At 40.5% G+C, this 14221-nt stretch carries 12 protein-coding genes; 3 read left to right on the top strand and 9 right to left on the bottom strand.

Annotated elements, in window-relative coordinates:
- Positions 1-3 precede the first annotated feature (3 nt).
- The 5 genes from atpB to NXR94_RS03000 are packed head-to-tail and all read right to left on the bottom strand — an operon-like array spanning position 4 to position 2936.
- Positions 4-1047 carry a F0F1 ATP synthase subunit A gene (gene atpB, locus NXR94_RS03015; RefSeq protein ID WP_258103091.1) on the bottom strand — a complete coding sequence of 348 codons (1044 nt, stop codon included), beginning with the start codon at positions 1045-1047 and terminating at the stop codon, positions 4-6.
- 17 nt (positions 1048-1064) lie between these two features.
- Positions 1065-1433: a hypothetical protein gene (locus tag NXR94_RS03010; RefSeq protein WP_258103090.1), complete on the bottom strand. Its 369-nt coding sequence runs from the start codon at positions 1431-1433 to the stop codon at positions 1065-1067.
- A complete protein-coding gene (locus NXR94_RS17160; RefSeq protein WP_374987993.1) occupies positions 1430-1672 on the bottom strand; it encodes an AtpZ/AtpI family protein in 243 nt (80 codons plus the stop codon). Before NXR94_RS17160 ends, NXR94_RS03010 begins: the two co-directional genes overlap by 4 nt.
- Positions 1626-2054 (bottom strand): polymer-forming cytoskeletal protein, encoded by a 429-nt coding sequence (locus tag NXR94_RS03005; RefSeq protein ID WP_258103089.1) that lies wholly within the window; start codon positions 2052-2054, stop codon positions 1626-1628. Before NXR94_RS03005 ends, NXR94_RS17160 begins: the two co-directional genes overlap by 47 nt.
- An 18-nt stretch (positions 2055-2072) precedes the next feature.
- Entirely contained in the window at positions 2073-2936 is an 864-nt protein-coding gene (locus tag NXR94_RS03000) for a M23 family metallopeptidase (RefSeq protein WP_258103088.1), read from the bottom strand.
- A 96-nt stretch (positions 2937-3032) separates the two neighbouring features.
- Here NXR94_RS03000 and NXR94_RS02995 point away from each other — a divergent pair, with 96 nt between their 5' ends.
- From NXR94_RS02995 to uvrC, 3 genes are read left to right on the top strand one after another with little or no spacing between them, the layout of a single operon-like run.
- Positions 3033-5609, top strand: a complete 2577-nt coding sequence (locus tag NXR94_RS02995) for a tetratricopeptide repeat protein (protein ID WP_258103087.1) — start codon at positions 3033-3035, stop codon at positions 5607-5609.
- On the top strand, positions 5609-7888 hold the full coding sequence (locus NXR94_RS02990) for a transglycosylase domain-containing protein (protein WP_258103086.1): 2280 nt from the start codon (positions 5609-5611) through the stop codon (positions 7886-7888). The genes NXR94_RS02995 and NXR94_RS02990 overlap by 1 nt, the downstream gene beginning before the upstream one ends.
- 3 nt (positions 7889-7891) lie before the next feature.
- A complete protein-coding gene (gene uvrC / locus NXR94_RS02985; RefSeq protein WP_258103085.1) occupies positions 7892-9688 on the top strand; it encodes an excinuclease ABC subunit UvrC in 1797 nt (598 codons plus the stop codon).
- A gap of 31 nt (positions 9689-9719) precedes the next feature.
- Here uvrC and gldN read toward each other — a convergent pair whose 3' ends face one another.
- The 4 genes from gldN to NXR94_RS02965 are packed head-to-tail and all read right to left on the bottom strand — an operon-like array spanning position 9720 to position 14134.
- Positions 9720-10562 (bottom strand): gliding motility protein GldN, encoded by an 843-nt coding sequence (gene gldN, locus NXR94_RS02980; RefSeq protein WP_258103084.1) that lies wholly within the window; start codon positions 10560-10562, stop codon positions 9720-9722.
- A gap of 11 nt (positions 10563-10573) precedes the next feature.
- Entirely contained in the window at positions 10574-12220 is a 1647-nt protein-coding gene (gene gldM / locus NXR94_RS02975) for a gliding motility protein GldM (RefSeq protein ID WP_258103083.1), read from the bottom strand.
- 31 nt (positions 12221-12251) lie between these two features.
- Positions 12252-13061 carry a gliding motility protein GldL gene (gene gldL / locus NXR94_RS02970; protein WP_258103082.1) on the bottom strand — a complete coding sequence of 270 codons (810 nt, stop codon included), beginning with the start codon at positions 13059-13061 and terminating at the stop codon, positions 12252-12254.
- Between the two features lie 32 nt (positions 13062-13093).
- Positions 13094-14134, bottom strand: coding sequence for an SUMF1/EgtB/PvdO family nonheme iron enzyme (locus NXR94_RS02965; protein WP_374987992.1), 1041 nt, complete (start codon positions 14132-14134; stop codon positions 13094-13096).
- Positions 14135-14221 lie beyond the last annotated feature (87 nt).

Raw genomic sequence — 14221 nt, 5'->3', positions numbered from 1 at the left:
TAATTAATGATGATGTTCTTCTACAGCCTGACCGAAGTACATTGCCGAAAGAAGGGTGAATACATATGCCTGCAGTAATGCCACAAATAGTTCAAGCATATTCATCACCGTAGCAAACAATGTTGCTCCTATGCCTACCGCTATGCTTTGCGCTATAAATGTCAAACTGATAATACTCAAGATAATAATGTGCCCAGCAGTGATGTTCGCAAAAAGTCGAATCATCAGTGAAAATGGCTTTGTAAAAATACCTATGATCTCAATAGGCCATAGAATTATATACAAAGGAATCTTAGCGATCCAGGGCATGCTGCTTCCAAGCGGGTCAAAAATATGTGACCAGTAATATTTTCCTCCTGATGCCAATGTGATGATCAGAACTATCACCGCCAGTGTCAACGTTACCGCGATGTTCCCTGTAAGGTTAGCCGCCGCAGGTAAAAGACCTAGCAAGTTCCCAAACCAGATGAAGAAAAATAACGTCAACAAGAATGGAAGGTACTTTTCATATTTCGGACCAATATTTGGCTTCACAATCTCATCTCGCACATAAATGATGATCGGCTCAAAAAAGGATTGGATTCCTCTTGGGGCCTGACCTTCATTTCTCTTGTATCCTCTCACAACAGCAAAAAAGATCAATAAGAGAATTCCCGAGTTGATGAAAAGGAACAGCACATTTTTCGTGATCGAAATATCTAACACATGCTCACCATTTTCGAGTGAAATGTGTTCGTGTTCCATTACGTACCCATTAAAAGGCACAACATTATGATGCTCGTCATAAAAATTTGAAGAAGAGAAAACATCCAGCCCTTTTTCACCTGAATAAACAATCACAGGTAGGTGGATAGTCAGGCCATGAAAAATCTCCCAGGAGTGAGCATCACTAATGTGGTGACTGATCATATCACTCGGGTTAAACTTCTCACCACTTTCATCACCACTCAGCGCTAGTGCAGGGGTACTCAAGAGTAAAACTACTGCTATAATTAAACTCCTGATGTTCAAAAACTTAGGATTTTGAATTCCTCTGTTGTTTTTCATTACAATTGGTTGTCTCCTCAATTCCGCCGCAAGTTAGGTAATACGGCAAATAATTCAAAGATTAAATAAACCAAGTAGAGGATTACAAACTGTAACATTAGGGACTTAATATCCTCCGGTTTCATTGCATACAAAACGAGGATAAAAAATAATGCTGTAAGGAGTCGAAAAGTCACCGCGGCCAAAGTGTAAATCGGATTTTTCCAACCCTCCTTTTCGGAGAGATTATAAAGCCACGCAACAACCAGCGACTGACCAAAAAAGAAAAATATAGCTGCAGGTAATTCCCGATGAAGAATACCCTTGAAAACAACATCATTTAAGAAATAGCTGCAGATCAGCGCAAGCAGTGTGATCAAAAAAGTGCCAAAAAGAAATTTCTTCACGAACCGAATTTCTTTAACAAGTAGAATATTGTGGCCGCAACTGATAGAAAGATTGAAAACAAAAGGGCCCAGGGAAATTTCGTGGAGAGCCATTCATTTAGATAGTACCCTCCACAAATAATGATCAGGTTCAGGGATAATATTTCAAACGTAATGCCTGATACCCTGGCGTAATTCTTTGCTTGATCGTTATCAGGACTGGGCTTTGAGAAGTGGTTTTCCTTCTTTTTCTGCTCCATGATCTCCTATCTTGATCTCCTTGCTCTTAACACCCATTTTACAACTTCCATTGAAGGTTGCTCCCGACTCAACGATCAGTTTGTTGGTAATGATATCTCCTTCAACTATCGCAGTTGGCTTAAGCACCAAAACCTCCGTCACTTCCACACTACCCGTGATATGACCGGCAACCTCCGCATTTTGGGCTAGCACACTACCATCAATTTGTGAGGAATGCCCAAAAGCTACTTTAGACTTGGTCTTGATATGACCAATAACTTTCCCCTCAATCCTAAGATTACCGAAAGTCTCAATATTACCCTCCAACATGGTTCCTTTACCAATGATGTTGCTTGAGTTACTCAATTGTTCGGCTTCTTTTTGTTCTTGCTTGTTAAACATTTTCTCTCGTTTTCTAACTTAAAAGGCTATGTATTCCTGAGGATTAACCGGATTACCATTGTGCCACAACTCCAGGTGCAAATGCGGGCCTGAAGTAAGCTCGCCTGTATTACCGATGATGGCGATAACTTCCCCTCCGGATACAAAATTACCAACGTTTTTTAATAATTCCGAATTGTGTTTGTACACAGAAATTAAGTTGCCCCGGTGTTGAATCCCCAAAATATAACCGCTATCCAGGGTCCAGGATGAAAAAATCACTACCCCATCAGACACGGATTTTACAGGCTCTCCCTCCTTTGCCACTATATCCAGACCGAAATGATCTGCTTTAGGATTGAAGCCATCCGACACCAGTCCCTGTATTGGAGAAAATAGAAACATCTCCCGAAATTCATCTCTATTCGGGCTTTCATAGGTTATTGGCTGCATTTCCAAATTTTCAAACTCGGCCCTGAATTGTGAATCAATTGCTATTGAACTTTCACTCGTCACAAGTTCTGTAGGTTGACCACTGAGATCCTCTTGAGAGTCCAGCAGGGCATATGCATTCGGGTCCCCACTCACAACCATTTGAATATTTTTTATATACTGGTCTTTTAAAGCCATTTCGTACTCTAAAGAATCCAAACCCACGGTCAAATCCAACAGCTCCTGTTGCGTTTTCATTCTATCATACCTAGGGTCAAGCCATTCCTCCAATGTGATGGTAACCAAATACACTGCAATTAGTAAAGTAATGGTAAAGGCCAGAGTTAAAATCAGAATAACCCTTGCATAATTGAAGCTGATGGTCTTCTTTTCTGCAAAGTTTTCTTCATTTCTTATGATCAGAAGATATCTATTGGTAAGCCAGGCCGAAAGTGTCTTTCTTATTGCCAAATCAGAGATTTTTAATGAGCATCAAATATATCTAAACCATATATCTTTACAAGATTATTGACTGCCACACGTTATGCCAACATACCTGTGCATAGATTGATCAATCTCATAAAATACACTCCATTTTTTTGGGCCATTCTACTGGCTCTGCAACCGGGCAATGTTGAGGCTCAGGATGGTCGTGGCGCCTTTGGCACGGCCTACCATAATATTACAGCACACTATAATGCCTACTTCTACGCTAATGAGCGGATAAAGGAAGTTGAAAAACAGCTCTATGAAAACTATCGCTGGAACTACAATAAGGTGTTGCCCGTTTTTCCGCAATTTGACACAACCTTTTCTGCTGGCGTCAAGGAACTCACAGAAGATTGTATTCAAAAAGCTTCTATAGCTATCCAACGTCATAAGGGCTCAAAATGGGAGGATGACTCCTACGTATTGGTAGGGAAAGCTCGTTTTTACGCCAGTGAGTTTCCTGACGCAATCGAAACCTATAAGTACGTAAATAAAAAAGGGGAGGATGATGATGCCAGACATCAGGCCCTAATCCAATTGATACGAACCTTTGTGGAGTTTGATGAAATCAACAATGCTATTGCTGTTTCTGACTTCCTGAAAAAGGAGAAATTGAATAATCGGAACAGTTTTGACCTTTACCTCAACAGAGCCTATTTGTATCAGGTCAGAGATGATGAAGATCAACTGGTCAGAAACCTGGTAAAAGCGGAAGAGCTCATGCCTCGTAGTCATGACAAGGCAAGGGTTGAGTTCATCATCGGTCAGGTATATCAGGAACTTGGCTTTGAGGCTGAGGCCTATAAGTACTATGAAAATTGTCTAAGAAGCAACCCCACCTATGAGCTCTCTTTTTACACCAAACTTAATATGGCGCAGGTTACTCAATTAGCCAGTGGAAGTGATGTAAAAAGAGTTAGAAAATACTTCAAAAAGTTATTAAACGATCAGAAGAACATCGAGTATAAAGACAAGATCTATTACGAGATGGCCAATTTTGAATTGAAACATGGCAATCTCTCTTTAGCTATTGATTATTATAAGAAGTCCGTAAAAGCAAGCGTCAGTAACGACCGCCAGAAGGCCTATTCATATCTACAGCTTGGCATCATTCATTATGATAGCCTCAAGAATTTTCCGTTAGCCAAAAGTTACTATGATAGTACAGTAAGTGTCTTGCCGAAGGATGAGGAAAACTACAATCAGATTGTCCAGCGTCAGGAAGTTTTGGCGGATTTCGTTGAGCAAATATCAATCATTTCAAAAAATGATAGCCTTATCGCAATGTCTTCTATTAGTGAAGACTCCGCGAGGACTCTGGCGTCAAGTATTGCCAAAAAAGAAATTGAAGACGAAAAAGAAAGAAGAAAGCGGGAAAAGGAACAGGCAAGGAATCGGGCACGAGCCACTACCTCATTTGATCGAGAAGGGGGAGATCTCATTAGCGCCAATTTAACCGGGGATATATGGTATTTTTATAATCCCACCGCCATGTCCAGAGGAGCCTCGGCTTTTGCACGTACATGGGGTAACAGGCCTCTTGAAGATAATTGGCGAAGGAGCATCAAGTCAGGAGGAGTCGTCGCAGTGAACCAACAGCAAGAAGCTACTCCGACTGAAGAAGAAAGTGAAGAGGCACTGGAAGCCCAACTTCAAAATCGCATAGATGAATTGCTCAGCGATATTCCGAGATCGGAAGAGGATATCCAAAAGTTACTTGCGGAAGTAGAAGTAGCACTTTATAAACTTGGAAACATCTATAATTTCAAACTTGAGGAAAAAGATAATGCCATCACCACCTTCGAACAGTTGTTGAGTAGATTCAAGGATACAGAATATCGTCCAGAGGTACTTTACCAGCTTTATTTACTCTATGGTCAGGCTGAGAAAGAGGAATTAGCCTCATTAAGAGCCAAGCAATTAAAAACTGATCATCCGGAAACAGTCTATGCCAAACTAGTCGATAACCCCAACTACAGAGAGGATAGCAAAATTGCTACAGAACAGCTACGAAAGGTTTATAACGTGGCCTATGGACTCTATGTAAACGGAATGTTCCAACAAACACATGACCTAATTGATAGTGCCTTACTGATCCACCCGGATAACAATTTCAGTGACAACCTTAAGTTACTGGATGTAAAAACCATGGGTAAAATGGATGGCCTATATAAATACCAGTTTGAGTTAAATAATTTCATCAAAAATTATCCGACGAGTGATCTGTTAGAATATGCTCAAACTTTGCTCAAGGCTTCAGAAGATTATCAAATCAACATTGTAAACTCGTCCAAGGCGAAATTCATTGAATACTATGACCAAAAGCATTATTTAGTTGTTGCTTATCCAAATAAAGCTGAACTATCACAAAGCATTTCTACAGACGTTGATGAGTTTCTTGAAGAAATAGAATCAAATTATTCTTCGGGGACCTTAATTTTAAACAGTGAATTCGCTTTAGTTCTGATCAATGATATCCCTACCAAGTCCCTTGCTCAGAAAATTTTGAACCAGTTGGAGCAAAAAGACCTCTCCTCGAAATATAAGGGAGAAAAAATCCACACATTCATCATTACGCAGGATAACTTTGATATCTTCTATCAAACCAAAGATTTAAACGCCTATCTAAATTTCTACGACCGAAAATATCAATAATGAAAAGCAAAGTTTTTCGTATTCTTATCATTGTTGCCTGGATAGCGGCATTAGGATTCTTTATAGGAGTTCCCACCACGTTTTTGATGGTTCATAATGATACCTTCGGATGGTTTGGAGGACTACCAAGTTTGCAAGACCTGGAAAGACCTGATCCTGACCTGTCTTCCGAATTGATCAGCGCTGATGGATTATTACTTGGAAAATACTGGCGTCCTACCTCAAACCGGACAGCCATAACGTATGAAGAACTATCCAGCGAACTTGTTAATACTTTGCTAGTCACGGAAGATATTAGGTTCAAGCAGCATGCCGGAATAGATTTGCGCGGTTTGACAAGGGCTATTTTTGGTGTTATGACCTTTAACTTCAAGGGTGGGGGATCTACCATCACCATGCAATTAGCTGAAAACCTTTATCAGACCAATTCCGAAAACCAGGGTTCACTTTATAAAATCGGAAAAATCGGTCGAATCATAACCAAGCTTAAGGAATACATCATCGCCGTACAACTTGAAAATTCCTATACAAAGGAGGAAATTCTGGCCATGTATCTTAATCAAATTGAATTTGGCAGTAACTCACTGGGCATTAAGGTAGCAGCCAAAACTTTCTTCAATAAGCTTCCTTCTCAGCTTGATTATTTGGAGTCATCAGTTCTAGTTGGGGTCATCAATGCTCCTACGAGGTTCAGCCCAGTGCTGAATCCGGAGAACTCACTTTCGAAACGTGCAGAAGTACTTTATAATGTTCATAAGTATGGTCTTATTTCAGAAGAAGAATTTGACTCACTAAAAGTACTCCCTCTAGGCCTTAACTATAAAGTTGACAATCATAATGAAGGATTAGCTACTTACTTTAGATCGGTTATCAGACCTTTCCTTCTTTACTGGAGTAAAGAAAACGGATACGACCTGTATGATGATGGTTTAAAAATTTACACCACCATTGATTCTCGACTACAGCAATTCGCAGAAGAAGCTGTAACAGAGCATATGAAAAAGCTACAGGAAAGATTTGACAAACATTTAAATGGCACTACTCCCTGGATTGACGAAGATGGTCGCGAACTGGAAGGATTTATAGAATCCAGAATAAAGTCAACCGAGCATTATAAGTCCCTCGTCGCGAAATTTGGAGTGACTTCAGACTCTGTTGAAATTTATCTCAACCGCAAGAAGCCCATGACAGTATTTACCTGGGATGGCGAAAAAGACACTCTTTTTAGCACTTATGACAGCCTTAAATATTATAAAGGGTTTCTTCATGCAGGGTTTCTGGCTATGGAACCTAAAACCGGCCAAATAAAAGCCTGGGTTGGTGGTATCAATCACAAATACTTCAAATACGATCATGTAGATCAAGGAAAAAGACAACCGGGGTCCACTTTCAAGCCTATTGTATACACCGTTGCTATTGAAAATGGGTATTCGCCATGTTACCCTGTTGTTGATGCCGCAGTTACCTTCCCGCGTCCGGGACAGGACCCTCCAACCTGGACACCGGAAAACGCTAATGGTAAATTCACAGGTGAAAAAATGACCATTAGACAGGCTATGGCACGATCCAAAAACAGTGTCACTGCCTACATCATGAAGGAAGTTGGCCCACAAACCGTGGTAGAAAAAGCAAAACAGTTAGGGATTGAGAGCCCCTTAGATGCAGTGCCTTCCCTGTGCCTTGGAGCAGGAGGAGATGTTTCAATCAAGGAAATGGTTGGTTCGTATTCCACCTTTGTAAACAAAGGAATCTATACCGAACCCATATTCATCACAAGGATAGAAGATCAAAATGGCAATGTGATACAGCAATTTGTGCCTCAAACTCGCGAGGCCATTAACGAAGAAACAGCCTATATCATGCTTCACATGCTAAAAGGAACGACTGAAGAACCGGGAGGAACAGCACTTGGTCTTGATATCTCTTTGCGTCAGGGGAATGAAATAGGTGCCAAAACGGGCACAACCCAAAATGCTTCAGATGGATGGTTTGTTGGTGTCACCAGAGATTTGGCAGCAGGTGCATGGGTTGGTGGAGATGAAAGATCCATTCATTTCAGAAATTGGGCTTTAGGTCAAGGAGCAAAAACCGCCATGCCTATTTGGGAAAATTTCATGCTGAAGGTGTATGATGATCCAACACTGGGCTATGAAAAAGGTTCCTTTGATAGACCGCTGAAACCAATATCCATCGAGCTCGACTGTGATAAGTACACCAATGGTTCACACTCTTCTGACAATAATCAGAATCAAGTCATTGAAGAGGTTGATTTCATGTAAACCATGGAGCAAAGACTGTCTGCATCGGATTACCAGCAGCTACCTTCAGAACCAGGTGTCTACAAATTTCTAAACAAATCAGGGCATATTATTTATGTCGGAAAGGCCAAGAGCATTTCCAAAAGGGTAGCGAGTTACTTTTCTAAGAACGTTACAAACCTTAAAACAAAAAAGCTCGTTCAGGAAATTCACTACATCGAATTTGTCATAGTCAATTCAGAATTCGATGCCTTATTACTCGAGAATAATTTAATTAAGGAGAATAAGCCGAAGTACAACATCCTTCTAAAGGACGATAAGACCTTTCCAAGTATTTGTATTGCTAAAGAACGGTTCCCACGCATATACGCAACCAGGCATATAGACCCCAAAATAGGAGAGTATTTTGGCCCTTATACCAGTGTTAAAGCTATGAATGGGGTATTGGACCTCATTAGGAAGCTATATAAGATCAGAACCTGTACACTCAACTTAACCCACAATAATATCAGTCGCAGAAAATTCAAAGTTTGTCTTGAATACCATATTGGAAATTGCCTTGGACCATGCGAAGGATTACAAAGTGAGGAAGATTATTTAGCGGATGTCCATAGTGCCAGAAAAATTCTTAGCGGAAAAATCCACATCGTCAAGGATGAATTCAAAAACAGAATGAGCCAGGCCTCAAGTTCTTTAAACTTTGAGGTAGCCCAATCATACAAGGAAAAAATTGATCTCCTGGATAAATTTCAAATCAAATCACTGGTTGTAAATCCCAATATAGGTGATATAGATGTGTTTGGAGTGATTGCCACCCAAACGCATTATTATGTCAATTATATGCAGATTTCTCAAGGTGCAATCACACTTTCAGAAACTAAGGAGATCAAGAAGGCCATCCAAGATGAAGATAAAGAAACGCTTCAATCCATATTATTTGGATTAAGAAAACAGTTCAGTGCTAAATCGACAGAGGCTTTATGCAATCAAGCCATTTCCGGTTGGGATGGATTAGAAATTGTTCAACCAAAAATTGGAGACAAAAAGAAACTGCTTGACCTCTCAATCAAAAATGTGCAATATCATCAGCATGACCTACAGGTCAAAAAGCTAAAAAAACAGGATCGGAAAAACCTGGTGATAGAACAACTACAATCCGATTTAAACCTAAAGGAACTTCCCGTTCAAATCGAATGCTTTGACAATAGCAACATTCAAGGCACCAATCCGGTCGCCTCTATGGTTTGCTTCAAGAACGGGAAGCCTTCCAAAAATGATTATCGCAAGTACAACATCAAAACGGTGGTCGGTCCAGATGACTTTTCGTCAATGAAAGAAATCGTCGGAAGAAGGTATAAGCGATTACAAGAAGAGAATTTGCCCTTCCCACAGCTCATTGTGATTGATGGTGGGAAAGGTCAATTAAATGCAGCTTGTGAAGCTTTAAAAGAAATAAACCTTTATGGAGAAATACCGATAATTGGAATTGCTAAACGTCTCGAAGAAATCTACTATCCCGACGACCAATTTCCCTTGCACATCAGCAAAAAGTCACCTTCCTTGAAACTATTGCAACATATTAGAGACGAAGCTCACCGTTTTGCAATTACCTTTCACAGAAACAAAAGGAGTAAAGGACAAACAACTTCCGAATTAGACAATATCTCGGGTATCGGTACGGAAACGAAAAAAAAGCTGTTCACACACTTCAAGAGCCTCACTAGAATGAAGCAGGCTTCTGAGGACCAACTTGCTTCTCTCATAGGTCATTCGAAGGCCCAGTCCATTTTGCAATATTTCAGGCAAAAAAAAGAGGGCTAAAAGCCCCCTTAATATTTTCATTGGAACATAACTAGTATTCCCAAAGCTCACTTTCATACTCCATCAGATCGTATTCATACTTCTGTTGTAGCAAAATAGCATCGTAAGGATCCGAAGTAATTTGGCGAACATCCAAATTGTCGGCATTAGACAACCTAATAATAGGTGCGTTAAACAACCTCAACTCAAGTGCGTCACCCATATTTCTATGTTGCGCCTGATTCTGTTCATTGTACCATATTGCCTTATCAGCATACGGACCTCGCACCAAATTAACTACATCTTCATATTTGAAGTGCGCGATCATTTTCTCAAACCCTGCAGGATTCCAGGTTGTACCCGCAGAACCCGGAAGGGCAATAGAAATCGCTCTAATGTACCAGTACATTCTTGACCTGTTACGATCAAAAATGACATCTTCCTTTAGATAAAGAACCGAAAACAAATCCTTTGGAATTGCATCGAATTTAGCTCCAGAACTCTCTGTAGTAGTGGTGCTTTCACCAAATCCACCACCAAATCCGCCACCGAATCCGCCATCAAATCCACCGCCACCAAGATCAGGTCTTTCCACCTGAATATTTCCCTGGAATTCATCATCATCCATCAAGTTAAGGCATGAATCCGACTTATAAGCCTTAATCAGACCTTCCTGAACAGCTTCGATTAACAGTCTCGTGAGTTCTCTATTTTTAGAAAAAAGTGTGCGATTCTGTCGCTCCTTTAAATCCATACGTCTCCAAACCGTGCGCTTGAACATCATTTGATAATCCGCTACTTCGGCTTTAATAATTGGTATTGATGTTTCCTGAGCCTGTAGATCAATCGACAGGATCATGAGAACGATCAAAAGTGCATAACAAATCTTATTCATAACCTATTTGATTAATTCAATGGTATAGTCAGGAACCTGGTGACAACAGGAAATGTCTCAACTTGCTTTCTAAAATTCTGTCGTTGAATCAACTTCAGTTCAATAACTAATGCATCTCCTTTTCTTGCCTGTGAAGCAATCCCTGCCAGATTTACTCGCTCACCTGCCTGTATAGTAGTTCTTCCAATACCTCCACTAACTAATGTGATTTCTGCTTGAGCCACCCTGAACTTAGCATCATCAGGAAGGAATTGTTGGAAACTTTCATCAGGTATAGCTCTTAAATATAATCTTGGAGACTTAGCAGAAATACCAGATTTCATATTTACTTCCCCTTGATCAGTAAATGCTTTTATTGATGGTTGAGGAATCCTTCTAACTCCAAAAGATCTTGAACCAATAAAGTTTCCGCTACTTGAAACATTCAGTGTTACCTCTTTAAGAGAGGTAGGCACAACTGTAACCTGACCTTTATCAGAACCTTTAAGCGCTACACCATTACTTGCAGTAAAGGATGGGTTATAACTTGTTCCTAAAGCCGGAACCTGTACATCCAATTTATTTCCACAATTCAGGTAGAGCGCATTAACAGATTGTGATTGAATTTGAATAACTGGTTTCACAACAAAATATTCTATTTCATCTGTAAACGTAGTATCACGTCCACCTGTGTTCACGGTGATTGCCGCTTTATACGTCTGACGACTTAATCCTTCTTTGTCATAAGTCTTAGCTGAAGCAGTAAACTCAACCAAACCCTGACCCGAAGCATCAACCTCTAATTCCTTATCGTTGTAAGTCATTGTAGGTGTAACCCCTGAGGAAGATGCCGCAATGAACATCTTAGCAGAATATTTAGCACCAGCAGCCACATATTTTGACTCTGGTTTTACCATAGGTACAATAACATCGAATTTCAAATCACCAGCACCAACTCTACCTTTAGCATAATCTAGTGCTCTTGTTTCATAACCCAAAACTCTGGATTGAAACTCACTCACTGTAGCAAGTGCTGCAGGAGTTGGTGAGCTATGGAATGCCAAATCAGAAAATACTTTCCCCTTTTGATTCGGATCCTGATTATAAACCGGATCTTCATCTGCATCCAAAGCTATTGGCATAAAATGAGCTAATTCCTTCTCATCGGCACCAATTGTTTTGAGGGTACTCTTGACCATTTCTGCATATCCGTTGAGAAGCTCTTTTAGCTCTTCTCCGTGTCCTTCACCACCCTCTTCGACAGGCATCATATAATTACCAACCTTATCATAGTCTGTCTTACCTTCAAGGTGCTTAGCATCACCAGGATACTCTCCTTTATTTCCTTCAAGATAACCCCCGGTTACTTCGACCATCTGAACCTTAAGATTGGTCAGCTCTTCCATAACACGGTTAGTCTCATCATGAAGTTTTTTAGCTGCATCTGCAACTTTCACATCATCTTCTCGATTCCCGGAATCATCTACAGTTTTGACAATATTTTCGATAATCGCCTGATTTCGCTCAGCGGTTTCAAGATTTGCACGAACCAACGAATCATTCAGGAATACGAACTTATCAATGACCGTTGTACTAACGTTCAGCGCTAACAATGCTGTTAACACCAGATACATCATCCCGATCATCTTCTGTCTTGGTGTCTCTTTTCCTCCAGCCATAATTTCTTCTGTTTAGCTTTTAATTGGAAAATTAACCTTGTTTCATAGCACTCAACATGCTACCGTAAACCTTATTAAGGCTTGCAATATTGGTTGTAAGTTGATTCAATTGTGTCTGGAATGCAGCTGTTTCTTTACCAGCCTCACCCATGCTTTCCAAGGCCTCACTTACATTGGAATAGAACTTATTCATAGACTTCACATGACTGTGGGCATCTTTAAGTTCCATTTCATAAACAGCATTCAACGCTCCAAGGCTTTTGGTAACATTTTGTACCTGAGTATGATATTCCTTCGTGTCTTTAGACGCTTCGGCCATTTCAGACATAGCCTGAATAGAAACAGCATAAGATTTATTCATTTCAACTAATGAGCCTGACGCAGTCTTAACGTTTTTAGCATATTCGTTAGTAGCTACAGAAGCATCACCTAACGCTGCCATTTTATTGGCAGAGTCTGCCAGACCTTTCATTCCATCACCCAAACTTTTTAGTAACTCAGGACCAACTTTTGCGTCTTCGAGCATTTTATCCATTGCAGCAGAAGCTCCGCTGTTGCTCCCAGAAGTAACTCTTTTCGGAGTTGCAACAGGACCATCGTAATCATCAGCCAACTCTGGATAAACTTTTGCCCAATCCGGATCTTTGTGTTTTGGTTCAAAGGCACTAAAGAAGAAGATTACTGCTTCTGTTGTCAAACCAATACCCAACATGGCTCCTGCACCTGGAAGGTGAAGAATTTTAAACATCGCTCCTACAATTACAATCGCAGCACCGATACCGTAAATTTTCGGCATTATGGTTGAAAAGAGAAGCTCCTGAAATCCGCCTTTTTTGCTCATTTGTTTCTAATATTTAGGTTAGTAATGTCAAATTAAAATTCGTACCCAGATGATCGACCAAGATAAGTCATTGCACATCTGAATCCTATAGATGATCGAGCTGTATCTCTGTGCTCGTAAGTTCTAGTTCCGGTTTCCAAATAATATGCTATATCCTTCCAAGATCCTCCACGGATGATCTTGAAATCAATTCTTTCGTCATAGTAGGTCGGGTTCAAATCCCATACCACAGGCATTGCCGCAGGATTATAGGCATCTTCACACCATTCCGCAGCATTTCCCGCCATGTCAAAAAGTCCATAGTCATTGGAGAAATAAGTCGCAACCGGGGACGTGTAGGCAAAGCCATCGTCAAAATAATTTCCTCGTCCTGGTTTAAAGTTAGCCAACAAACATCCTTTTTGATTCCTTATATAAGGATTACCCCAAGGATATTTAGCCATATCGCGACCTCCTCTTGCGGCATATTCCCATTCAGCCTCAGATGGCAATCTAAAGTTAGGCATGATAGGCATACCAACACTTTGTCTGTATTCATTCAAATGCTGAGTCCTCCATTTACAAAAGTACTGGGCAGCATTCCAATCAACACCAACAACGGGATAATCATCAAAAGCAGGATGAGACCAATAATAAACAACCAACGGATCGCCCATGTGGTGAGTGTAATCTCTCACCCATGCCATTGTGTCTGGCATCAAGTCTGCAACGGAATATCCCGCAGGCAAATCCACTTCAGATCCCTCGGTAATAGCCGTCGTAAACTGACGATACTCGTTGTTCGTAATTTCGGTATCATCCATAAAGAATGCTCCGATAGTTATCTGTTTATTAAAGTTAATCTGGGTAGCAGCTACATCTTCGTCTGCCTGCCCCATATGGAAAGTACCTGCAGGACATGCAACCATACCATAGGGTCTGGTCATCTCCCATCCTTCACGATTGGGTACGCCAATAAGCTCACCCTGATCGCTGGTACCACCTCCACCGAACAATCCACAGCTTTGCAGTAGAATACCGCAAAGAGACAATACTGTTAAAGAATTTAACGTTGATACACGCATCTTAATCATAACACCTAATTTGAACTTGCAAGTATGTAAAATAAACAAACTTTAACAAAATATATTGTGTCTAAAGACCTAAATATACATGGTTAT

The organism is Marinoscillum sp. MHG1-6 (assembly GCF_024714475.1).
In the GTDB taxonomy this organism is placed as follows: domain Bacteria; phylum Bacteroidota; class Bacteroidia; order Cytophagales; family Cyclobacteriaceae; genus JAMZMI01.
Note: the sequence above shows the minus strand (reverse complement) of the source record. Positions and strands in the feature narration are given on the sequence as shown.

Excerpts from the sequence above, each read along its gene's own strand:
- NXR94_RS03005 (WP_258103089.1), bottom strand. The coding sequence starts at position 2,054 with ATGTTTAACAAGCAAGAACAAAAAGAAGCCGAACAATTGAGTAACTCA.
- gldL (WP_258103082.1), bottom strand. The coding sequence starts at position 13,061 with ATGAGCAAAAAAGGCGGATTTCAGGAGCTTCTCTTTTCAACCATAATG.
- NXR94_RS02990 (WP_258103086.1), top strand. The coding sequence starts at position 5,609 with ATGAAAAGCAAAGTTTTTCGTATTCTTATCATTGTTGCCTGGATAGCG.
- gldM (WP_258103083.1), bottom strand. The coding sequence starts at position 12,220 with ATGGCTGGAGGAAAAGAGACACCAAGACAGAAGATGATCGGGATGATG.
- NXR94_RS17160 (WP_374987993.1), bottom strand. The coding sequence starts at position 1,672 with ATGGAGCAGAAAAAGAAGGAAAACCACTTCTCAAAGCCCAGTCCTGAT.
- uvrC (WP_258103085.1), top strand. The coding sequence starts at position 7,892 with ATGGAGCAAAGACTGTCTGCATCGGATTACCAGCAGCTACCTTCAGAA.
- NXR94_RS02965 (WP_374987992.1), bottom strand. The coding sequence starts at position 14,134 with ATGATTAAGATGCGTGTATCAACGTTAAATTCTTTAACAGTATTGTCT.
- atpB (WP_258103091.1), bottom strand. The coding sequence starts at position 1,047 with ATGAAAAACAACAGAGGAATTCAAAATCCTAAGTTTTTGAACATCAGG.
- gldN (WP_258103084.1), bottom strand. The coding sequence starts at position 10,562 with ATGAATAAGATTTGTTATGCACTTTTGATCGTTCTCATGATCCTGTCG.